The sequence below is a fragment of the Nonomuraea aridisoli genome (assembly GCF_003236395.1).
Classification (GTDB): domain Bacteria; phylum Actinomycetota; class Actinomycetes; order Streptosporangiales; family Streptosporangiaceae; genus Nonomuraea; species Nonomuraea aridisoli.
In genome coordinates this window covers 1-19651 of record NZ_POUD01000001.1, presented here as the reverse complement: position 1 = coordinate 19651, position 19651 = coordinate 1, and the positions used below count along the sequence as shown (strand labels likewise).

Genomic DNA, 19651 nt, shown 5'->3' with positions numbered 1-19651 from the left:
ACCTTCGCGAGGAGCAGTAGGTGCACTTACACCGGGCATTTGTCAGCAGGGGGCTGGCGGCGGTCGCCGTCGCCGCGGCCCTGACCGCGTCAGTCCTCACCGTCCCGCCCGCGCAGGCGGCGAAGGCGGCCGACCCCGGCAGCTGCAAGACCAAGGACGACCCGTCCTGGTCCGGCTGGTCCGACCACGCCCAGGTGGGCGCGGCCCTGGCGCAGATCGAAGCGAGCAGCGGCGGGCGCGTCGGCGTCGAGGTCGCCGGCCGGTCCGCCCAGGGCAGGGAGCTGTGGGTCGCCCGCGCCGGCACCGGCGACCGGGTGTTGCTGGTGACGTCCGCCATCCACGGCAACGAACGCACCGGCACCGAGGCCCTGCTCGGCATCCTCAAGGACCTCGCCGCCGGCGGCGACGCGCGGACCGAGCGGCTCCTCGACGAGATCACCCTCGTCGCGATGCCGATGGTCAACCCCGACGGCGGCGAGCTCAACCGGCGCGTGAACGTGGTGCCGTGGGAGGACACGGTCGCCGCGTTCCCGCAGCTCGAAGGGGCTCCCCGCGCCTGGTACCACCGCCTCAGCGGAGACGGGATCGACCTGCCCGGCTACGACCTGAACCGCGACTTCAACCCCGACCTCGACTACGTGCCGCGGGCCGCCGACCTCCCCGGCGAGGAGACCGACGCCGGCTTCTTCCTGTCCTCCGAGTCCCGCGCGATCCGCGACGTGTACGTGGCCATGCGCGAGGAGAAGGGCTCCGTGGACGCGTACGTCGACCTGCACCACATGGGGCCGTGCGACATCCTCACCGGCGGCCCCCAGGACGGCGACCTCATCACCTTCTCGCTGGACTACCCGCCGCTCGGCGTCCAGGACGGCGCCGCCTACCAGGACGAATGGCCGGCGCTCGACCAGGACAAGTCCCGCCGTTACGCGCTGTCGGTCTACAACGGCCTGATCGAGAAGTACGGCGCCCAGTCGCCGCACGTGGCCGTCGGCCGCTACTTCCACCCGGACTCGCGCGAGTACGCGGGCCAGGGCCGATCGGCGTTCGCCCTGAACGGCACGGGCACCGTGCTCTTCGAGGTCCGCGGCCAGCAGGACGACCTGGGCCAGAAGCAGAAGGGCATGTTCGTCCAGTCGGTGCGCACGGGCATCGAGTCCCTGATGGACGGGCTGGCGACCGGCAGCGCCGACACCCTGGACGGTGACGACTTCTTCGACCTGCCCGACTACGGCTGGGACACCGCCGCCGACTGACCGGACCCCGTGACGGCCGCGGAGCGCGGGCTCCGCGGCCGTTCCTCACGCCGGGGTGGTGGCGAGTCTGCGCGCGGTCTCGATCACCGTCTCGCGGCGCCGCGCCCAGGCGGCCTCGTCGGTCTCCTCGTCCAGGACGGCGCGGCACATCCCGGGCACCGCGAAGCTCCAGGCGATCAGCCCCATGAGGGTGAACAGCAGGTCCTGGGCGGCGCGGACCCGGCCGTCCCCGGGGAGGTCGTCGGCGACGCCGCCGTCCACGAGGTGGTGGACCTTCTCCCGGAAACCGTCACGGCGCTGCCGCTCGCTCTCGCCGGCCTCGTCGCGGGCCTCCAGCGCCTCCCACAGCAGCAGCCTGATCAGCTCCGGGTGTTCCCGGTACCAGTCGAACATCTGCCCGATCGACTCCGCCACCGTGTCGGGGTCCATGGAGACGGAGGCGCGGACCTCCTCCAGCTTCTTGGAGGCGGTGGCGGGGGGCTGCGCCCGTGCATTCGTCGCACGCGCACCTGCGCAGCAGGCGGTCGGCGGTGCCGACGAGGGCCGCCTCCTGCCAGGCCACCAGGGCGTCGGCGACGGCGCCCGGCCACATCCGGGTGTGCTCCAGGGCGATCACCGCGGCCATGGGGCGGCGGCCGAGCCCGGGGACGTGACGGATCAGTGCTCTGTGGGCGCCGCACGCCGATCCTGGCGTACGGACCTGGGAAGGGGGCCTACGCGGCATGGCCCTTTCGGGACGGGGTCATGGGCACGATGATCGCATGCCTGGAGCGCGGGCTCCAGGCATGCGATCAGTGGATGCGTGTGGGTCAGCCGGCGCTGCAGGAGACCGTCGGCCAGGTCCAGTTGCCGTTGTGCTGGATCGTCACCCCCCAGTTGTCTCCGTTGCCGTTGGGTCTGGCGACCAGCACCTGGGAGCTGGGGTAGCTCGCGCTGATGTTCCAGGTCGACATGACCCTCGCCGGTGACGGGACGTTCATCGTCACGGTCCAGTTGCTGGAGCCGCTGACCGAGACGTTGAGGTTGTAGCGGTCGCTCCACTGCTGACCGGCCGACAGGGTCGCGGTGCAGCCGCCGCCGGGGTTGCCCGGGTTTCCGGGATTGCTGCTCGCGCCGACGGTGATGTTCGAGCTGCCGCTGCTCTGGTAGCCCTCGGTCGCGAGGATCATGTAGTCGTGGGTGCCGAGGCTCATCCCGTTACGGGCCCACGCGTCGAAGTGGTTGCCGGCGGTGATGGTGCCGCCCGTCCGCTTCGACTGCCGGACGCTCCAGTACTGGTTGAACGTCCTGGTGCCCTCGATGGAGGGGGCGTTGTAGCGCGTCGTCTGGTAGATGTCGTACGTGCCGCCGTCGCTCGTCACGGTGCCCTTGTACGTCCCCGTGGGCCGGTAGGTGCCCCAGTTGTCGACGACGTAGTACTCCACGAGCGGGTTCCTCGTCCAGCCGTAGAGCGTCAGGTAGGCGTTGCCGGACGGGTTGAAGCTGCCGGAATACGTCACGGTCCGCCGGCCACCGGGGTTCCAGCCCTTGCCCGCCACGAAGTTTCCGGTGTTCCGCCACGAGGTGCTGTAGTTGCCGCCGGATCCCAGCTCCATGGAGACGGTCCCGGGGCTGTCGGTCCAGAACGAATAGAAGTAGCCGTTGTGGTTCCCGGTCTGGTTCGAGGTCACGGGGGCCGCGTTGGCGGCGCCCGGCATCATCGTGGTGGCCGCGACCAGCGCTATGACGCCGACACGGCCGACGAGCCGCCTGATACGGCCGCGTCTGGGGCTCTCGGGGTCGTTCATCTGCGTGTTCTCCTCCTCGTGAACGATGGGGGCGCCGGCACGGTGACACGTCGTGACACGTGGCGGGGCGGGGAGGGCCTGGTCGCGGTGGGCGGACCGGAAGTACGGCGTCAGTGTTCGTCCGGCTTCGTCGGACTGTCAACGATCATCCGGGCGGCGCCGCGATCACGCATCGTTGCGGCGACGTAGAGCCTGGTCAGGACGCTGTCCGGCGAGCCGGGACCGGTTCTGATCCATGAAACTTTCAATGATCACCCGAAACATTCGCCACCGAGCCGTGGGGGCGACACGCCGGGGTTCGATAACAAGGTCCTTAAACATCAAAACGTGGTTGAATAACCCCCTTTCGGTTTTGACGGGTTGTTTGGGCTTGAAGAGGTAACTGAGAAGATCCGTATGGGTATGTCTGCTCGCGTCTGGGTCTTTCGCTGAAATGGCGGATGCCAGATTTCGAGCCGATCTATCCATGAACGGGAAAAAGAACGTGAATACTGAAAGTCGGCGGTCACGAACGTCGCGCCATGGGCGTCTCGTGGCACTAGCTCTCACCGGCGCGGTCGCCGGTGTCATGTTCCTTCCGCTCGGCCAGGCGGTGGCCGGAGCCAGCACGGGCTTCCCGGCCGTCGAAGCCGGCGGTCCGCCGCCCAGGCCGAAGGCCGCTCCGCGTCCGGCGGCGCCCGCCAGGCCGAGGGTGATCACGCACGTCCGCAAGGAGAAGCCCATCCTGGTGATGCCCAAGCGGCGCCACCACCACCGGGAACACCGCAACATCGACGCCATCATCGACAACTTCAACTTCAACGACGGCAGGAAGCGCGAGGCGCGGCACCACAGGCACCACCGCCACCAGCACCACCACCACCCGTTCTTCGGCCCCAACATGGTCGAGCCCGAGGACGAGCTGGTGCCCGAGGAGGAAGCCGAGCTGATCGACGGCCTCAACTAACTGCGCAATAAGGGCAAATGGTGCAATTGGCGCCGACCACCGATATAACGGTCGGCGCCAGGCGAAAAGCGCCGGCGCCCTTACCGATAACGGTGGGAGAAAACGGCGCGCGTCGCCGGAACACACCACCCTCGCAAACGGAGCTGTCGCGGATTCCGATCCACGACAGCTCCGTCATGCTGGGACGACATTTCGAAAAGCAGTCGACGAGGAGGGTTGCCGGGGCCAGGGCTACGGCACCGAGGCCGCCCGCGTCATCCGCCGCTGTTGCCGGAGGGTCACTGATCGGTGCGGAGGGCTTCGGTGGAGTAGCCGGCGATCTGCTTGTACCGCTGGGAGATCTGCGCCAGCTCCTCCACCTTGATCACGTCGTCGATGGAGTCGAACGGCTGGTCCCCGGTGCGCTGCCACACCTCGCGGATGATCACGTCCGGGGGCATGCTCCGGTTGGCGAGGACCACCTGGGTGGTCGCGGGCAGCCGCTCCGCCTCGTACGCCCGCAGCGCGACCACCGGGTCGGCCGTCGTGCTCAGGTGGTTGCGCAGCGCGCGGGCGTCGAGGATCGCCTGGCCCGCGCCGTTGGAGCCGCGCGGCACCATCGGGTGGGCGGCGTCGCCGAGCAGGGTGATCCGCCCTTCGCTCCAGCGGTCCAGCGGGTCCTGGTCGACCATCGGGTACTCGAGGACGGTCTCGGAGGCCCGCATCATCGCCGGCACGTCGAGCCAGTCGAAGTGCCAGTCCTCGAAGGCGCCGATGAAGTCCTCCAGGTCACCACGGCGGTTCCAGTCGCGCTGCAGGTGGCGCGGGGTCTGGATCTCGACGACCCAGTTGAGGAGCTGGTCGCCGTCCGGCAGGTTCCTGATCGGGTAGGCGACCAGCTTGCCGCGGTCGATCCAGCCGGCCCGCACCATGCTGGCCCCCGACAGGAACGGCCGGCCCTTGGTCACGCCCCGCCACATGTTGATGCCCGAGTAACGAGGCTCGCCCTCGTCCGGGTGGAGCTGCTTGCGCAGGACCGAATGGATGCCGTCGCAGCCGACCAGCAGGCGGGCCCGCACGGAGGGCAGGGGGTCACCGCCGGGGCCGACGAAGTGGGCGGTCACGCCGTTCTCGTCCTGCTCGGCGCGGACACACCGGTGCCCGAGCACCACCGCGTCCGGACCGATCCGCTCCCGCACCGCCGCGAGCAGCACCGCCTGCAGGTCGCCGCGGTGGATGGAGTACTGCGGATGCTCGTAGCCGGCGTTCAGGCCGGACGGCTCGCGGTAGATGAGCTGGCCGAAGCGGTTGAAGAACACCGATTCGCTGGTGACGATGCCGACCGCGGCCAGGTCGTCGCCGAGACCGAGCCGGTGCAGGACGCGCGTGGCGTGCGGCAGCAGGTTGATGCCGACGCCCACCGAGCCGAGCTGCGGCACGGACTCGTAGAGCCGGCAGCCGATTCCGGCGTCGTGCAGTTCGAGCGCCAGCACCAGGCCGGCGATGCCGGCTCCGACGATGAGGACCTCGTCCTCGGTTGAGCGGCTCGCGGGATCGGGGGACCGTCGCGGCATGAAGACTCCTGGCTTCTGTGCGGGATTGCGCCGACCGGCGGGGATGGAAGCCGTTGCCGGGGCATCGGCGCTGGGGTGAGCGCCGAGCACATGGTGCCATCGTGTTGTCTGGAGCAGACAAGTTCAGCGTAAAGTTTCTGCTATACAGAACAACATGCTCGACTCCCTGCCTCCCTATGCCATCGGATCGGTGGACAAGGCACTCCTCATCCTGCTCATGATCCGGGAGCGCGGGGAGGTGCGGGTCACGGACGTCAGCGACGAGCTGGGCGTCGCCCGCTCCACCGCCCACCGGCTGCTGCTCACGCTGGCCCATCGCGGCTTCGTCGCGCAGGACCGGGTCACCCGGGCCTACCGCGCCGGCCGGGTCGTGGTGGAGATCGGGCTCTCCGCGGTGGGCGGGCTCGACGTGCGGCGCAAGGCCAGGCGGCACATGGAGTGGCTGGCGGCCGAGCTGCACGAGACGGTCAACCTGATCGTGCTGGAGGGCAACGGCGCCCGCTTCATCGACGGGGTGGAGGGCGACCGGCCGCTGCGGGTGTCGTCCCGTACGGGCACCCTGCTGCCGGCGCACAGCACCTCGGGCGGCAAGGTCCTGCTGGCCGAACTGCCCGACGACGAGGTGCTCGCGCTCTTCCCCGACGGCCTCACGCGGGTCACCGACCGCACCATCACCGACCCCGAGGCGTTGCGCGTGGAGTTGCGCAGTGTGCGCGAGCTCGGCTACGGAGTGAATCACGAGGAGAGCGCCGCCGGGCTGGACGCCGTGTCGGTGTGCGTGCGCGACCATCTCGGCCGCGCCCTCGCCGCGCTCGCCGTCAGCCTGCCGCACCAGCGCATGACCCACGGCAACCTGCACATGATGCTGCCGCTGCTGCGCCGTGCGGCCGAGGCCATCAGCCAGGATCTCTGATCAGGAGGGCTCCGGCCGGGCAGCCGCCGGAGCCCAAGTTGTTCTGCTGTGCAGAATCTATGACCGTTCGATTCCCTTTTACGAAAACCACCCGTAACTTCTGGCAACGAACAGCAGATCCGGGCGCCCTGCCACGAAACGGGTATATGTCATGATTCAGCATGGAAACGGTCGCATCAGCATGCTCTCGCGCGGGTGGCGTCGGTGACCTACAACGACTACGACGCCCCCCACGCCGACCTGCGCGAACTGATCGAGCGGATCGACCGGTCCGGTCAACTGATGAGGGTGGGCGGCGTCGACCCTCATCTCGAGCTCGGCACCCTCATCGAGCTCATCGCCCACCGCGGCGGTGAGGGCGGCCCCGCCGTTCTGTTCGACGACCTCGTGGGCGCCAAGCCCGGCCATCGGGCCTTCTCCGGCGCCACCAACTCGGCCGAACGCCTGGCGCTCACCCTCGGCCTTCCGGCTCCGAGCCATCCGCTCGACGTCGTGCGCGCCTACCGCGACCGGATGAAGACCCACGAACCGATCCCCCCGGTCACCGTGGACGACGGTCCGGTGTTGGAGAACGTCCTGCGCGACGACGAGGTGGACGTGACCGCGCTGGTGGCGCCCTTCCTGCACGAGCGGGACGGCGGCCGCTACATCGGCACCGACGACCTGGTCATCATGCGCGACCCGGACGACGGGTGGGTCAACATCGGCACCTACCGGAGCATGGTCCACGGGCCGGACCGGGTGGGCCTGTGGATCTCTCCCGGCAAGCAGGGCCGGCAGATCAGGGAGAAGTACTTCTCCCGCGGCGAGCCCTGCCCGGTCCTCATCTCCTGCGGCCACGACCCGCTGCTCTTCCTGGCCTCGGGCAACGAGCTGCGCTACGGCCTGTCGGAGTACGACTACGCGGGCGGCCACCGCGGGCAGCCGTTCGAGGTCGTGGCCTCCGAGCTCTACGGCCTCCCCATGCCGGCCAGGGCCGAGCTGGTGCTGGAGGGCGAGATGTACCCCGGCGACGTGGCGCCGGAGGGGCCGTTCGGCGAGTTCACGGGTTACTACGCCGGCGGGCGCTCCGACCAGCCCGTGGTGCGGATCCGCCGGATCTACCACCGCAACGACCCCATCGTCACGGTCGCCTCGCCGATCAGGCCGCCCTCCAACTTCTCGTACAGCAAGTGCGTGATGAAGGCGGGGATGATCTGGGACGAGGTGGAGCGGGCGGGGCTGTCCGGGGTGCAGGGCGTGTGGTGCCACGAGGCGGGAGCCGCCCGGCTGTTCAACGTCATCTCCATCAAGCAGGCCTACGACGGTCACGCCAAGCAGGCCGGCCTGCTCGCGGCGTCCTGTCAGTCGGGCTCCTACCTGGGGCGCTTCGTGGTCGTCGTGGACGACGACATCGACCCGACGAACACCTTCGACGTCCTGTGGGCCATGTCCACCCGGTGCGACCCCGCCGAGGACATCGAGATCATCCGCCGCGCCTGGAGCGGGCCGCTCGACCCCCGCATCCCGCACGGGCAGACGCACAACTCGCGGGCCATCATCACGGCCGTCCGTCCCTATGACCGCCTCGCTGACTTCCCGCCTGTGGCCGAGGCCGGTCCGGAGCTGCGCGACCAGGTCGCGCGCAAGTTCGCCGGCGTCCTGTCCGCGCTCGGCGCTCCAACCCCCCACGTGCAACCGGAGGAAGCAGAATGAGCAGGCTCCGCCAGACCGCGATCGCCGCGGTGACCGCCGCCCTGGCCCTCGGCCTCGCCGCGTGCGGCGGCGACACCTCCGCCACCGGGAGCGGTGACGACGCCACCATCACGTACGGCATCTACGAGCCCGGCGCCGACTCCGGCTACCTGCTGATGGGCCAGGAGAAGGACTTCTTCGCCAAGCACGGCGTCAAGGTCAACGTCGTCCAGCTGAAGAGCGCCCAGCAGGCGTTCCCCGCGCTGCTGGCCAACCAGGTCGACGTGATCCAGGGCAACCCCAGCGAGGCGCTGCTCGCGGCGCAGAAGGGCGCGAAGCTCAAGTTCGTCGGCTCCACGATGCCCGGCCAGAACTACGCGCTCTACGCCAAGAACGAGGTCGGCTCCCTGTCCGCGCTGTCCGGCACCACGCTCGGCGTCTCCACCCCGACCGGCCTGCCGGCGGTGGTCGCCAAGGCGATGATGCTCCAGTCCTCCGTCGACCCGGCCTCGGTGAAGCTGGTCAACTCCGGCGGCTCGTCCGACCGGTACAAGGCGGTCGTCGGCGGGCAGATCCAGGTCGCCTCCGCGCCGCTGGACTACGCCGCGCAGGCCGCCAAGGACGGCGTCAAGCTGCTCGGCCGGGCCAAGGACGTGGTGCCCGACTTCCCCAGGTACGCCCTGATCACCAGGGACGACGTGCTCCAGTCCAAGGGCGCCGCCGTCACCGGGCTCATCGCGGGCCTCGTGGAGGGCATCCGCTATGCCAACGATCACCCGGACGAGGCCAAGGCGCTGGCCGCCAAGACGCTCAAGGTGCCGGCGACCGACCCGATGATCGACGAGACGTACAAGGAGTTCCACGACGGCGGCTACCTCGCCCTGAACGGTGAGATCCCGGTCAAGCAGATCAAGTACCTCGCCGACCTGCAGACGAAGCTCGGCATCACCCCGTCGCCCATCGCCGTGGACCCGATGGTGGACGACAGTTATCGCCAGAAGGCCGTGGCCGAGCTCGGCGAGGTGCCCTCCCGCTACTACGGAGACGCCAAATGAGCGGCGACCTCGCGGTGGACGTCCAGGGAGTGTCCAAGGTCTTCCGCGACGACAAGGGCCGTGAGGTGCAGGCGCTGCACGACGTGTCGTTCCAGGTGCGCCGCGGTGAGATCGTGGCGCTGACCGGGCGCAGCGGCTGTGGGAAGACCACGCTGTTGCGCATCGTCATGGGCCTGGAACACCCGACCTCCGGCACGGTCGAGGTGGACGGTGAGCAGGTCCGCGGGCCGGGGGTCAACCGGGGCATCGTCTTCCAGAACGCCGAGCTGCTGCCCTGGCGTACCGCGCTCGGCAACGTCGAGTTCGGTCTGGAGGCCCGCGGGCTGCCCAAGGCCGAGCGGCGGGCGGCGGCCGAGCGGGCGATCGAGCTGGTCGGGCTCGCGCATGCGGCCCACCGCCGTCCGCACGAGCTGTCGGGCGGCATGCGGCAGCGGGTCGGCATCGCCCGCGCGCTCGCCATCGACCCGGCCGTGCTGCTCATGGACGAGCCGTTCTCCGCGCTCGACGCGCAGACCAGGGAGAACATGCAGGCCGAGCTGCTGGAGATCCACGAGCGGACCGGCAAGACCATCGTCTTCGTCAGTCACGACATCGACGAGTCCGTGTTGCTCGCCGACCGGGTGGTCACCCTGGTGCCCGACCCCGGACGGGTGCACGGCGTGCTCGACACCGCCTTCGGCGGTTCCACGTCCCTGGACGAGCGCCGCGGCTCCGCGGAGTTCGCCCTACGCCGCCACGAGCTGCTGCAACTCGTGCACGGCCGGGAGATCCAGCAGCAGGATGGAGTGTCCGCATGACCGCCCTGGCAGACAAGGCGGCGCCGGCCGTCGACGACGAGACCTCGCTGTCCAGGAGGATCCGGGCCCAGCGCCGAGGCGGACGCGACCGCCTGATCACGGCCGGCACCGTGGTCGTCCTCCTCATCGTCTGGGAGGTCGCCGCCCGCCAGGTCAACCCGATCCTGGCCGCGCCGCCCAGCGCCGTCCTCCAGGCGCTGATCTCCATGATCGGCGACGGCTCGCTGCCCAAGGCGGTGTGGGAGAGTGCCCAGCCCTTCCTGGCCGGCTACCTGCTCGCCATCGTCGTCGGGGTGCCGGTGGGGCTGCTCATCGGACGCTTCCGGGTGGTCGAGGCGGCGATCGGGTGGCTGATCATCGCGGGCTACGCGATGCCGATGATCGCCCTGACCCCGGTCTTCATGCTCTGGTTCGGCCTGGGCTTCGCGGTCAAGGCGGCGATGGTGATGACCATGACGGTCTTCGCGATCTCCATCAACACGTGGAACGGCGTGCAGAACGTGCCGCGTACACTCATCGAGGTCGGCACCGCGTTCTGCGCCTCGCAGCCGCGCATCCTCGGCCAGATCGTGATCCCCTCCGTCATCCCGTCGATCATGACGGGCCTGCGGATCGGCATCGGCAAGGCCGTGGTCGGCATCGTGATCGCGGAGTTCTTCACCGCGATCGGCGGTGTCGGCGGGGTCATCGTGGACGCCGGCCACAGCTTCCAGCCCGACCGCATGTTCGCCGCGGTCGTGGTGCTGATGCTCGCCGCCGTCGCGCTGACCGGGCTGATCGGCCTGGTCGAGCGGTGGCTGGCCCCCTGGAATCGGTCCATCACCGGAGGAGCGCATTGAACACCCCTGTCATCGCGGGCGCGCCGCGCCGGGTCGTCGTCGGCGTCTCGGGCGCGACCGGCACCGCGCTGGCCGTACGGACCCTGCAACTGCTCGGCGCGGCGGGGGTGGAACGGCACCTCGTCGTCAGCCCCGCCGCCCGGCGCACGGCCGCGTACGAGATGCCGGACGCGTCCTTCGACGCCGAGGTGGTGCACAACTTCCGGGACATCGGCGCCTCCATCGCGTCCGGCTCGTATCCGGTGGACGCGATGATCGTGATCCCGTGCAGCGTCAAGACCCTGGGCGCCATCGCCGCGGGCGTCTCGGAGAACCTGCTCGTGCGGGCCGCCGACGTCACGCTCAAGGAGCGGCGGCGTCTGGTGCTGTGCGTACGGGAGACGCCGCTGCACCTCGGGCACCTGCGGGCGATGGTCACCGCGACCGAGATCGGCGCGATCATCGCGCCGCCGATGCCCGCGTTCTACGCGGCACCGGAGTCGCTGGACGACGTGGTGGACCACATCGTGGCCCGGGCGTTGTCATTGATCGGCGTGACCGTGCCGGGCGCGCCGCCGTGGCAGGGAGAGCCCGCCTCGGTGGCGCGCCGGCAGTCCGACGCCGAGATCCGGAGCCAGGGCGGCACCACCAGGTAGGCCGCCGGTTCCGCGGGCTCCCCACGCACCTGCGACGGGGAGCTTTCCCGCGTGCTCGGCGATCACCGCGGCTCCGGCCTCCTGGCGGCGGCGGCCGCCCGGATCAGGGCGGGGGCGGCGGCGAGCAGGGCGACACCGCGCAGGGCGGCCGCGACGAGGTACGGTGCGCGCAGCCCCAGCGCGTGCGCCACCAGGCCGCCGGCGAGCGCCCCGAGGGGCATCAGGCCCCAGCCGAGCATCCGGTAGACGCTGTTCACCCGGCCGAGCATCTCCGACGGCACGCTCTCCTGCCGCAGGCCGACGGTCACGATGTTCCAGAGCGTGGTGACGAAGCCGTTGACGGCGAGCAGGGCGCCGAGCACGTACGCGTTCGGGCTCAGGCCGATCCCCGCGAAGACGGCCACGTTCGTGACCAGGGCGGCCAGCAGCGCGGGCAGGGCGCCGAGCCGCTCGACGAGGCGGGCGTTGACCAGGGCGCCGAGCAGGCTGCCGAGCGCGGCGGCGGCGAGCAGCAGGCCGTAGCCGCGCGGGCTGAGGGCGAGCGTCTGGGTCGCCAGCAGCACGAGGGTGGCGTTGGCGAGCTGGCCGCAGAAGTTGTTGACCCCGAGCAGGATCGCGAGGGTGCGCAGCAGCCGGTGCCGGGCCAGCATGCGCAGGCCGTCCGCGATCGCCCTGCCCATGGGCGGACTCTGCCGGGGGCCGCCTCTCGGCAGCGTCGCCAGCAGCGCGGCGGCCAGCGCGAAGAAGCCGGCGGCCAGCCCGTACGGGAGGGCGGCGGCCACCGCGAAGAGCAGGCTGCCGATCGGCGGGCCCGCGAACTGCAGGCCGATCGTGTTGATCGCCTGCTGGTGGCCGTTCGCCTGGTGCAGCTGGGATCTGGCGACGAGGTCCGGCAGGAGTGCCTGGGCCGCGTTGCCGATGACCACGCCGCACGTGCCCAGCGCGAACGCGGTGATCGCGAGCGCCGGGACGCCGACGTGGCCGAGCGCGGCGAGGACCGCGACGACGCCGGCCACCGCGGCCTGCACGACCTGCGCGCGCCACAGCAGGCCGGCCCGGTCGTGGCGGTCGACGAGCGCGCCGACCGGCAGCGACAACAACAACCACGGGACGTACGTCGCGGCCGACACGACCGACACGAGCCTGGGGTCGCGCGTGACCGCGACGGCGAGCAGGGGGACGGCCGCCGCGAACACCCCGTCCCCGACGGTGGCGAACCCCGTCGCCCACCTGAACCGCCAGTAGCGCGTGGGCAGGTGTGACCCGGCATCGGTGAGCGTCATCCCAGGAGCTTCACGCCCCGCCGCCCGCCGGCGACACCATTCAGCCCCCGGCTACACGGTCGGGCTCACCTCGCGCCGGGGTTCCATAATCCGTGCATGGCGCTGACGATCCATCTCGGTGTGGAGGAGCTGGCGGCGACCCGGTTCGCGGTGTCGCCGCTGTCGGAGACGGTGTCCTGTCTGCGGCAGCTGGGCGACCGGGACAGGCACGCCGTCCACCGGCCGTGGTTGCGGTGGGCGCTGGACGGCCTCGCCAGGGAGCCGCTCGATCTGCCGCACACCTGGCCGCTGCTGGTGAGCGAACGGCTGAACTGGCCGGAGTTCCTCGTGCCGGCCCCACGCGGCGCGAGCACGACCATCGAGCAGGATCTGGCGGCCCTGTGCCGGACGAGTCCGGATCAGGTGCGGACGAGTCTGCGGCGGGTGTTCGGCGCGGAGCCGCCCGCCGCCGTCGCCGCGCTCGCCGCTGACCCGGAGGAGGGCCTGCGCAGGATCGCGGGGGAGCTGCGCGCGGCGCACGACCGGCTCATCGCGCCGCACTGGTCGCGGATCAGGGCCGTGCTCGACGCCGACGTCGGTTACCGCGCCAGGCGGCTGGCCGCCGGCGGGGCGGCGAGGTTGTTCGCGGACCTGCACCCCGACCTGCGGTGGGACGACGGACGCCTGCTGCTCGGGGGAGCGCGCTGGCCGTCCGCGATCACGGTGGACAGGGGGCCGGGCGGGCTGGTCCTCATGCCGGTCGCCCTGGGGTCGCCGCACGTACTGATCAAGAAGAGGACGTCCACGCAGACCACGGTCCGCTACCCGGCACGGGGCGTCGGCGCGTTGTGGACCGCGGGGACGCGGGCGCCGTCGGCCGGCGCCGTCAGGCTGCTCGGCCGGGCCAGGGCCGAGCTGCTGGAGGCGCTGCGCTCCCCGGCGACCACGACCGACCTGGCGCGTACGTTCGGCGTCACCCCGAGCGCGGTGTCGCAGCACCTCGGCGTGCTGCGTGACAGCGGCCTCGTCGCGCGGGAGCGGACCGGCCGTAACGTCCTGTACCGGACGACCGCTCTGGGCGAGTCCCTGTGCGATCCGGCGGGTACGTCTTGACACGCCGTCACCGCCACACCCTACTCTTGCTCATATGAAGAGTTCTTCAGATGTGAGCGTGGACGGGTGCACGGTCAAGGTCGTCGACGCCGATCGGGTCGCCGCCGTCTGCGAGCGCATGCCGCCCGCCGACGACCTGGCCGACACCGCCGACGTCTTCGGCCTGCTGTCCGACCCCAACCGGCTGCGGCTGCTGGTCGCCCTGCTGGACGGCGAGCTGTGCGTGTGCGACCTGGCGGCCGTGACCGGCCAGAGCGAGTCGGCCGTCTCCCACGCACTGCGGCTGCTGCGCGCCCACCGCATCGTGGCCGCCCGCCGCTCGGGCCGGATGGCCTACTACCGGCTGGAGGACCCGCACGTACGGATGTTGCTCGACCTGGCGCTCGCCCACACCGAGCACACCGAGGCCGTCCACCCCGAACGCGAAGGAGCCCCGTGATGGGCGCCGGTCACGGGCACGGTCACGGGCACGCGGGCGCCCGGCACCGTTGGCGGCTGGCCGTCTCGTTCGTGCTGATCGGCGCGTTCTTCGTGGTCGAGCTCGGCTACGGCCTGATCTCCGGGTCGCTGGCGCTGCTGTCGGACGCCGGTCACATGGCCGCCGACGTGGTCACCCTGGGCGCGGCGCTGGTCGCGACCCGGATCGCCACCCGCCCCGACACCACCGGCCGGCGCAGCTACGGCTCCTACCGGGCCGAGGTGTTCGCGTCGCTGCTGGCCGTCGTGCTGATGCTGGTGGTCGCGCTGTACGTGGTCGTCGAGGCCGTCGGCCGCATCGGCAGCGCGGCCGAGGTGGCCTCGGGCCCGATGCTGATCGTCGGCGCCGCCGGCCTGGTGGTCAACGTCGCCGCGCTGGTCCTGCTGCGCGCCGGCGCCGGCGAGAGCCTCAACGTCAAGGGCGCCTACCTGGAGGTCGTCGCCGACACCGCCGGCTCCGTCGGCGTCATCGTGGCCGGCTGGCTGATCGCCGTCACCGGCCAGACCGTGTGGGACACCGTCATCGCCCTGGCCATCGGCGTCTTCGTCGCCGTACGCGCCGTCGCGCTCGGCCGCCAGGTCTTCGCCGTCCTGGGCCAGCACGTCCCCGAAGGCGTGGACGCCTCCGCCGTCGCGGCCGACCTGGCCGCCATCGACGGCGTACGCGACGTGCACGACCTGCACCTGTGGACGCTCACCTCCGGCATGAACGTCGCCACCGCCCACCTCGTCACCGCCGACCTGAGCGACAACCACGCCGTCCTGGACCGGGCCAGGGACGTGTTGCTCCGCCGCCACGACATCGCGCACGCCACCCTCCAGGTCGAGCCCGCCGACCACCGCGGATGCGACGAACTCGGCTGGTGACCCCAAATAGGTATACTTGCGGATGAACCTCCCTATTGAGGTCGCGGTGGTGGGGCCCACCGCCCCGTCGGCCGGACCGGCGGGCAACCGCGGCGCGAGGCCGCCAACGGTCCCTACCAGAGGTGATGTCGTGCTGCTGGTAGGAGGAACCGCGAAATGTCCCGTCCCGAAGTGGAACGTCCCGCCGATGTGCACCCGCCGGTCCAGCGGCCGGCGCCGCGGGTCCCCTGGCCGACGCTCGGGGTGATCGCGCTCGGCGGCGCGGCGGGCGCGCTGGCCCGCTACGGCCTCGGCGTCGCCTTCCCGCACCAGGCCGGAGCGTTCCCGTGGACGACGCTGGCCGTCAACGTCTCCGGGTGCCTGCTGATCGGGGTGCTCATGGCGGCCATCACCGAGATCTGGTCCGCGCCCGGATGGGTGCGCCCGCTGCTCGGCGTCGGCGTGCTGGGCGGATACACGACGTTCTCCACGTACATCCTGGAGATCCGCCAGCTGCTGGCCGGCGGGGCGGCGCGCGCGGCGCTGGCGTACCTGGTGGTCACGCCGGTGCTGGCGCTGGCCGCGGTCTGGGCGGGCAGCGCGGCGACGCGGGCCCTGAACCGCCGGAGGCGGGCATGAAACTGGCCGGAGCCGCCCTGCGGCTGACCATCTTCGTCGGCGACACCGACACCTGGCACCACAAGCCGCTCTACCACGAGATCGTGCACCGGGCGCACGCCGCCGGGCTGGCCGGCGCGAGCGTGTTCCGCGGCGTGGAGGGCTACGGCGCCGCCAGCCACATCCACACCACGCGCATCCTGTCGTTGTCGGAGGACCTGCCGATGGCGATCGTCATCGTCGACGAGGCCGAACGCGTCCGCGCCTTCCTCCCCGAGTTGGACGAGCTGATGTCCGAGGGACTGGTCGTCGTGGACGAGGTCGAGGCGATCCGCTACACCGCCGGCGGGACGGCCGGATGAGCGGCCCGCTCGCCGTCGTGCTCGTGGCCGCCGGCGCGGCGATCGGCGCGCCGCTGCGCTACCTGGCCGACCGTTTCGTGCAGGCCCGCCACGACACCGTGTTCCCGTGGGGCACGTTCGCCGTCAACCTGGCCGGGTCGGCGCTGCTGGGCTTCCTGGCCGCGCTGCCCGCCGACCCGGCGCTGATGACCGCCGCCGGGATCGGCTTCTGCGGGGCGCTGACCACCTACTCCACGTTCGGCTACGAGACGCTGCGGCTGGCCCAGGAGGGCGCCCGGTTCGCCGCGGTCGCCAACGTCGCCGCGAGTGTGGCGGGCGGGCTCGGCGCGGGCGTGTGCGGGTTCGCACTCGCCCACGCCGTGACGGGATGAGGCGCGGGCGGGTGCGGGTCCGCGCTCGCCGCTGTACTCGGGGTGGATGTGGTGGTCGCGGGCCGGGCACATGCGTCCGGGGTCGCGGTATAAACACGCGGTATAAACAGGCGATACCGTGACGAAACCTGCCTGGAGGTCGACCTCCGTGAATTCCCCCCGCACCGCCGTCGTGCTGCCCACCACGAGGGAGACCGCGATCTGGGGCTATTTCCCCACCGACCGGGCGCCGGTGCTCACCGTGGACTCCGGCACGGTCGTCAGGATCGACGCCGTCAACCAGAGCGGGGTCTCCGCGGCGGACGGGCCGGTCGCCTACTTCGAGGCGCTGGGCGTCCCGGCCGGCGAGGTGCTGCCCGAGCTGGCCGAGGTCGCGCGGAACCCGCGCCCGACCGGGTCCAGCGGCCACGTCCTCACCGGCCCCGTCGCCGTGCGGGGGGCCGAGCCCGGCGACGTCCTGGAGATCGACATTCTCGACCTGTCGCCGCGCGTCCCGTACGGCGTGAACATCTCCGGCCCCGGCAGCGGCGTCTGCGGCGACCTGCTGGAGACGGGCTCCACCCGCCTGCTCCGGCTGGACGCCGCCGGCGGCCACTACGCCTTCGGCCACGGCATCGAGGTGCCGTTCCGGCCGTTCGCGGGGATCATGGCGGTCGCGCCGCCCACGTCGGCCGGCTTCGTCTCCGCCAACCCGCCGGACCGGTGGGGCGGCAACATGGACTTCCGCGACCTGGTCGCCGGCACGACGCTGTACCTGCCGGTCTTCCAGCCGGGCGCCCTGTTCTACGTCGGCGACACGCACGGCGCGCAGGGCCACGGCGAGGTGAACCAGACGGCCGTCGAGCACTCGATGGCGTTCACCGCCCGGTTCACCGTGCGCAAGGACCTCCACCTGGAGTGGCCCCGCGCGGAGAGCGACACGTACGTCTGGTGCATGGGCATCGACGCCGACCTCGACGTGGCGCTGCGGATCGCCGTCGAGGAGGCGGTCGGCCACCTCGTCGAGCACTCCGGCGGCGCGCTCACCACCGCGGACGCGTACGCGCTGTGCAGCATCGCGGTCGACTTCGTCGTCGCCGAGGCGGTCGACGGCAACAAGGTCGTCGTCGCCTACATCGCCAAGTCCCTGCTGCCCCGGCGCTGACGCCGGGGCGCGGTCATTCGGGGGAGGTCATTCGGGGGAGTGGCGCCGGATCTCCTCCGGCCAGGCCAGCGGCACGCCGAGGGCCCCGGACAGGAGATCCTGGAACCGGCGCACGTCGTCGCGGCGCACCTGCGCGGGCGTGCGGCCGGAGTCCAGGCAGTACGCGGCCAGCGCGCCGGCGGCCTCCCCGATCGACCACTCCACCGGGTGCAGCCGGTAGGCGCCGTTGGCGATGTGGGTGGTGCCGATGTTCTTGTTCGCCGGCAGGTGGACGACGTCGAAGCGCTCCGGGCTCACCTTGGGCTGGAGCGGATGGACGTGCTGGCCCACTCCGCCGCCGGCGACCTTGCGCTGCTTCACGCCGGTCGGTATCCCGAGCGGATCCGGTCGCTGGTGCTGGTGGCCGCCCGGGCCCGGGCGGCCGGGATCGAGTTCCCGATCAAGGGACGGCGCGAAGCGTTCGCGCTGCGCAGCGGCGAGCCCTGGTACGAGGAGGCGGTGCCCGCCTTCGAGCGGGCGATGGCCGGGGAGGCGACCAATGACGACTTGTGGTTGCTGAACCGCCTCAGCTACGGCCGCTGGGACGCAGCCGCGGAGGCCCACGCCGCCTCCGGCGAGGACGGCTACAACGAGGAGGCCGCCCACGCCTATCCCGGTCCAGGCGCATTCGACGATGCGGCCTCGGTGCGCGAGGTGCTGGCCAAGCTCGACGCGCTGGTCCTGGTGCTCGCGGGGGAGTTGGACCTGTCCCCTCGCCCGGACAAGGCTGCGGAGGTTGCCGCGCTTCTCCCGCGCGGAGAACTCGTCGTCCAGACGGGCGCCGCGCACTACCCATGGCTGGACGACTCGGAGTTCTTTGTCCGGACCGTAGGCACTTCTTGCGCCGAAGCGGCGCTTAGCGGTCGGCTCCGAAGTCAACCCCCGAAGGACTTCCCGGAAAATCGGATGAATTAGATTCAACCGGTCAAGTCGTGCGGGGGAGTCGTCGTTGTTCGCGGACCGGTTGTTGCCGGCGTTGCCGGCGTTGTTCGGGGGGACGTTGCTGGCCGTCGTCCTGTTCGTGCCGTTCGTCTTCCACAGCTACCGGCGGCGCGGCGAGGTGGGCTTCGGGCCGGCGCTGCTCGCGTTCGGCTTCCTGGTGTACGGGTTCGCGCTGGTCGCGTACACCCTGCTGCCGCTGCCGCGGGTGGACGGCGCGTGGTGCGCCGCCCATACGGCGATGAGCCACCCGCAGCTCGACCCGCTGCGCTTCCTCGACGACATCTCGCGGGAGCAGCGGGCGCCGGGGCCGCTCGGGCTGCCGGCGAACCCGGCGGTGCAGCAGGTGCTGTTCAACGTGGCGCTGTTCGTGCCGCTGGGCGCGTACCTGCGGCACTACTTCCGGCGCGGCGTGGTGACCGTGGTGCTCGCCGGGGCCGCGGTGTCGCTGCTGATCGAGGTCACCCAGGTCACGGGGGACTGGTTCCTGTTCCCGTGCCCGTACCGGCTGTTCGACGTGGACGACCTGCTGGCCAACGGCCTCGGCGCGGGGCTGGGCGTGTTGTTCGCGCCGCTGCTGCACCTCGTCCGCGGACGGAGCGCCGCCCTCTCCCCGCAGGCCGCCCGGCCGGTCACCGCGGGGCGGCGGCTGCTCGGGATGCTGGTGGACCTGGTCGCCGTCTTCCTGCTCGGCGGCGTCCTCGCCACCGCGCTCGACCTCGTCCTCCGGTACGGCTTCGACCTCCCCCCGGTCGGGCCGTGGGCGCACGCCGTGCTCGACCCGTGGCTGCCCGCGCTGCTCCTGCTCGCCCTCCCGTCGTTCGGCCCGTCCGGCGCCACCCTCGGCCAGCACGCCGTACGGCTGCGCCGCACCCGCGCCGGCGGCGCCCGGCCCGGGGCCCGGATCGTCCCCGCGCTGTTGTCCGGCGGCTTTGGCTACTGCCTGCTCATCGGCCTGGCCCCCTTCGCCCCGGCGGCCGGCGGCCTGGCCGGCCTGGTGCTCCTCGCCACCCTGATCCTCGCCCTGC

23 protein-coding genes are annotated in these 19651 nt (G+C 71.5%); 18 read left to right on the top strand and 5 right to left on the bottom strand.

Annotated elements, in window-relative coordinates; all coding sequences use genetic code 11:
• The first annotated feature begins 20 nt into the window (after positions 1 to 20).
• Positions 21 to 1253, top strand: a complete 1233-nt coding sequence (locus tag C1J01_RS00105) for a M14 family zinc carboxypeptidase (protein WP_220039640.1) — start codon at positions 21 to 23, stop codon at positions 1251 to 1253.
• A 45-nt stretch (positions 1254 to 1298) separates the two neighbouring features.
• On the opposite strand, the gene C1J01_RS00100 is transcribed toward C1J01_RS00105, so the two are convergent.
• Positions 1299 to 1682: a hypothetical protein gene (locus tag C1J01_RS00100; protein WP_181448490.1), complete on the bottom strand. Its 384-nt coding sequence runs from the start codon at positions 1680 to 1682 to the stop codon at positions 1299 to 1301.
• A 59-nt stretch (positions 1683 to 1741) separates the two neighbouring features.
• Between C1J01_RS00100 and C1J01_RS49480 the strand changes: the two genes are divergently transcribed.
• Positions 1742 to 1906, top strand: coding sequence for a hypothetical protein (locus tag C1J01_RS49480; protein WP_181448489.1), 165 nt, complete (start codon positions 1742 to 1744; stop codon positions 1904 to 1906).
• 156 nt (positions 1907 to 2062) lie between these two features.
• Here C1J01_RS49480 and xynA read toward each other — a convergent pair whose 3' ends face one another.
• The gene (gene xynA, locus C1J01_RS00095; RefSeq protein ID WP_111174969.1) at positions 2063 to 3040 is read right to left on the bottom strand and encodes an endo-1,4-beta-xylanase XynA; all 978 of its coding nucleotides are present in this window, start codon (positions 3038 to 3040) and stop codon (positions 2063 to 2065) included.
• 532 nt (positions 3041 to 3572) lie between these two features.
• Between xynA and C1J01_RS00090 the strand changes: the two genes are divergently transcribed.
• Positions 3573 to 3986 carry a hypothetical protein gene (locus tag C1J01_RS00090; RefSeq protein ID WP_146615417.1) on the top strand — a complete coding sequence of 138 codons (414 nt, stop codon included), beginning with the start codon at positions 3573 to 3575 and terminating at the stop codon, positions 3984 to 3986.
• A 278-nt stretch (positions 3987 to 4264) separates the two neighbouring features.
• On the opposite strand, the gene C1J01_RS00085 is transcribed toward C1J01_RS00090, so the two are convergent.
• Complete coding sequence (locus C1J01_RS00085; protein WP_111174967.1) at positions 4265 to 5539, bottom strand: flavin-dependent oxidoreductase; 1275 nt, start codon at positions 5537 to 5539, stop codon at positions 4265 to 4267.
• A 154-nt stretch (positions 5540 to 5693) separates the two neighbouring features.
• Here C1J01_RS00085 and C1J01_RS00080 point away from each other — a divergent pair, with 154 nt between their 5' ends.
• The 6 genes from C1J01_RS00080 (at position 5694) to C1J01_RS00055 (ending at position 11452) form a co-directional block, all read left to right on the top strand.
• A complete protein-coding gene (locus tag C1J01_RS00080; protein WP_111174966.1) occupies positions 5694 to 6452 on the top strand; it encodes an IclR family transcriptional regulator in 759 nt (252 codons plus the stop codon).
• Positions 6453 to 6656: 204 nt separating this feature from the next.
• Positions 6657 to 8147, top strand: coding sequence for a UbiD family decarboxylase (locus C1J01_RS00075; RefSeq protein ID WP_146615416.1), 1491 nt, complete (start codon positions 6657 to 6659; stop codon positions 8145 to 8147).
• Positions 8144 to 9181, top strand: a complete 1038-nt coding sequence (locus tag C1J01_RS00070) for an ABC transporter substrate-binding protein (RefSeq protein WP_111174964.1) — start codon at positions 8144 to 8146, stop codon at positions 9179 to 9181. The genes C1J01_RS00075 and C1J01_RS00070 overlap by 4 nt, the downstream gene beginning before the upstream one ends.
• Complete coding sequence (locus C1J01_RS00065) at positions 9178 to 9978, top strand: ABC transporter ATP-binding protein (protein WP_111174963.1); 801 nt, start codon at positions 9178 to 9180, stop codon at positions 9976 to 9978. Before C1J01_RS00070 ends, C1J01_RS00065 begins: the two co-directional genes overlap by 4 nt.
• Positions 9975 to 10817, top strand: a complete 843-nt coding sequence (locus C1J01_RS51020; protein ID WP_111174962.1) for an ABC transporter permease — start codon at positions 9975 to 9977, stop codon at positions 10815 to 10817. Before C1J01_RS00065 ends, C1J01_RS51020 begins: the two co-directional genes overlap by 4 nt.
• Positions 10814 to 11452 (top strand): UbiX family flavin prenyltransferase, encoded by a 639-nt coding sequence (locus C1J01_RS00055; protein ID WP_235854142.1) that lies wholly within the window; start codon positions 10814 to 10816, stop codon positions 11450 to 11452. Before C1J01_RS51020 ends, C1J01_RS00055 begins: the two co-directional genes overlap by 4 nt.
• A gap of 62 nt (positions 11453 to 11514) precedes the next feature.
• On the opposite strand, the gene C1J01_RS00050 is transcribed toward C1J01_RS00055, so the two are convergent.
• Complete coding sequence (locus tag C1J01_RS00050; RefSeq protein ID WP_111174961.1) at positions 11515 to 12735, bottom strand: MFS transporter; 1221 nt, start codon at positions 12733 to 12735, stop codon at positions 11515 to 11517.
• Positions 12736 to 12831: 96 nt separating this feature from the next.
• Here C1J01_RS00050 and C1J01_RS00045 point away from each other — a divergent pair, with 96 nt between their 5' ends.
• The 7 genes from C1J01_RS00045 (at position 12832) to C1J01_RS00015 (ending at position 17645) form a co-directional block, all read left to right on the top strand.
• Entirely contained in the window at positions 12832 to 13827 is a 996-nt protein-coding gene (locus tag C1J01_RS00045) for an ArsR/SmtB family transcription factor (RefSeq protein ID WP_181448488.1), read from the top strand.
• Positions 13828 to 13861: 34 nt separating this feature from the next.
• On the top strand, positions 13862 to 14266 hold the full coding sequence (locus tag C1J01_RS00040; RefSeq protein ID WP_111174960.1) for an ArsR/SmtB family transcription factor: 405 nt from the start codon (positions 13862 to 13864) through the stop codon (positions 14264 to 14266).
• Positions 14266 to 15171 carry a cation diffusion facilitator family transporter gene (locus C1J01_RS00035; RefSeq protein WP_111174959.1) on the top strand — a complete coding sequence of 302 codons (906 nt, stop codon included), beginning with the start codon at positions 14266 to 14268 and terminating at the stop codon, positions 15169 to 15171. The genes C1J01_RS00040 and C1J01_RS00035 overlap by 1 nt, the downstream gene beginning before the upstream one ends.
• 156 nt (positions 15172 to 15327) lie before the next feature.
• A complete protein-coding gene (gene crcB, locus C1J01_RS00030; RefSeq protein ID WP_111174958.1) occupies positions 15328 to 15789 on the top strand; it encodes a fluoride efflux transporter CrcB in 462 nt (153 codons plus the stop codon).
• Positions 15786 to 16130 (top strand): DUF190 domain-containing protein, encoded by a 345-nt coding sequence (locus C1J01_RS00025; RefSeq protein ID WP_111174957.1) that lies wholly within the window; start codon positions 15786 to 15788, stop codon positions 16128 to 16130. The genes crcB (C1J01_RS00030) and C1J01_RS00025 overlap by 4 nt, the downstream gene beginning before the upstream one ends.
• Positions 16127 to 16501 (top strand): fluoride efflux transporter CrcB, encoded by a 375-nt coding sequence (crcB, locus tag C1J01_RS00020; RefSeq protein WP_111174956.1) that lies wholly within the window; start codon positions 16127 to 16129, stop codon positions 16499 to 16501. Before C1J01_RS00025 ends, crcB (C1J01_RS00020) begins: the two co-directional genes overlap by 4 nt.
• A gap of 148 nt (positions 16502 to 16649) precedes the next feature.
• Positions 16650 to 17645 carry an acetamidase/formamidase family protein gene (locus C1J01_RS00015; protein ID WP_146615415.1) on the top strand — a complete coding sequence of 332 codons (996 nt, stop codon included), beginning with the start codon at positions 16650 to 16652 and terminating at the stop codon, positions 17643 to 17645.
• A 27-nt stretch (positions 17646 to 17672) separates the two neighbouring features.
• Here C1J01_RS00015 and C1J01_RS51015 read toward each other — a convergent pair whose 3' ends face one another.
• Positions 17673 to 17975: an FAD-dependent oxidoreductase gene (locus tag C1J01_RS51015; RefSeq protein ID WP_235854141.1), complete on the bottom strand. Its 303-nt coding sequence runs from the start codon at positions 17973 to 17975 to the stop codon at positions 17673 to 17675.
• Here C1J01_RS51015 and C1J01_RS51010 point away from each other — a divergent pair.
• Together C1J01_RS51010 and C1J01_RS00005 are read left to right on the top strand one after the other, a co-directional pair.
• The gene (locus C1J01_RS51010; RefSeq protein WP_220039657.1) at positions 17958 to 18599 is read left to right on the top strand and encodes an alpha/beta fold hydrolase; all 642 of its coding nucleotides are present in this window, start codon (positions 17958 to 17960) and stop codon (positions 18597 to 18599) included. The genes C1J01_RS51015 and C1J01_RS51010 overlap by 18 nt on opposite strands.
• A 34-nt stretch (positions 18600 to 18633) precedes the next feature.
• Positions 18634 to 19651 (top strand): VanZ family protein (locus C1J01_RS00005; RefSeq protein ID WP_111174953.1); only part of this gene is annotated, 1018 nt, incomplete at its 3' end.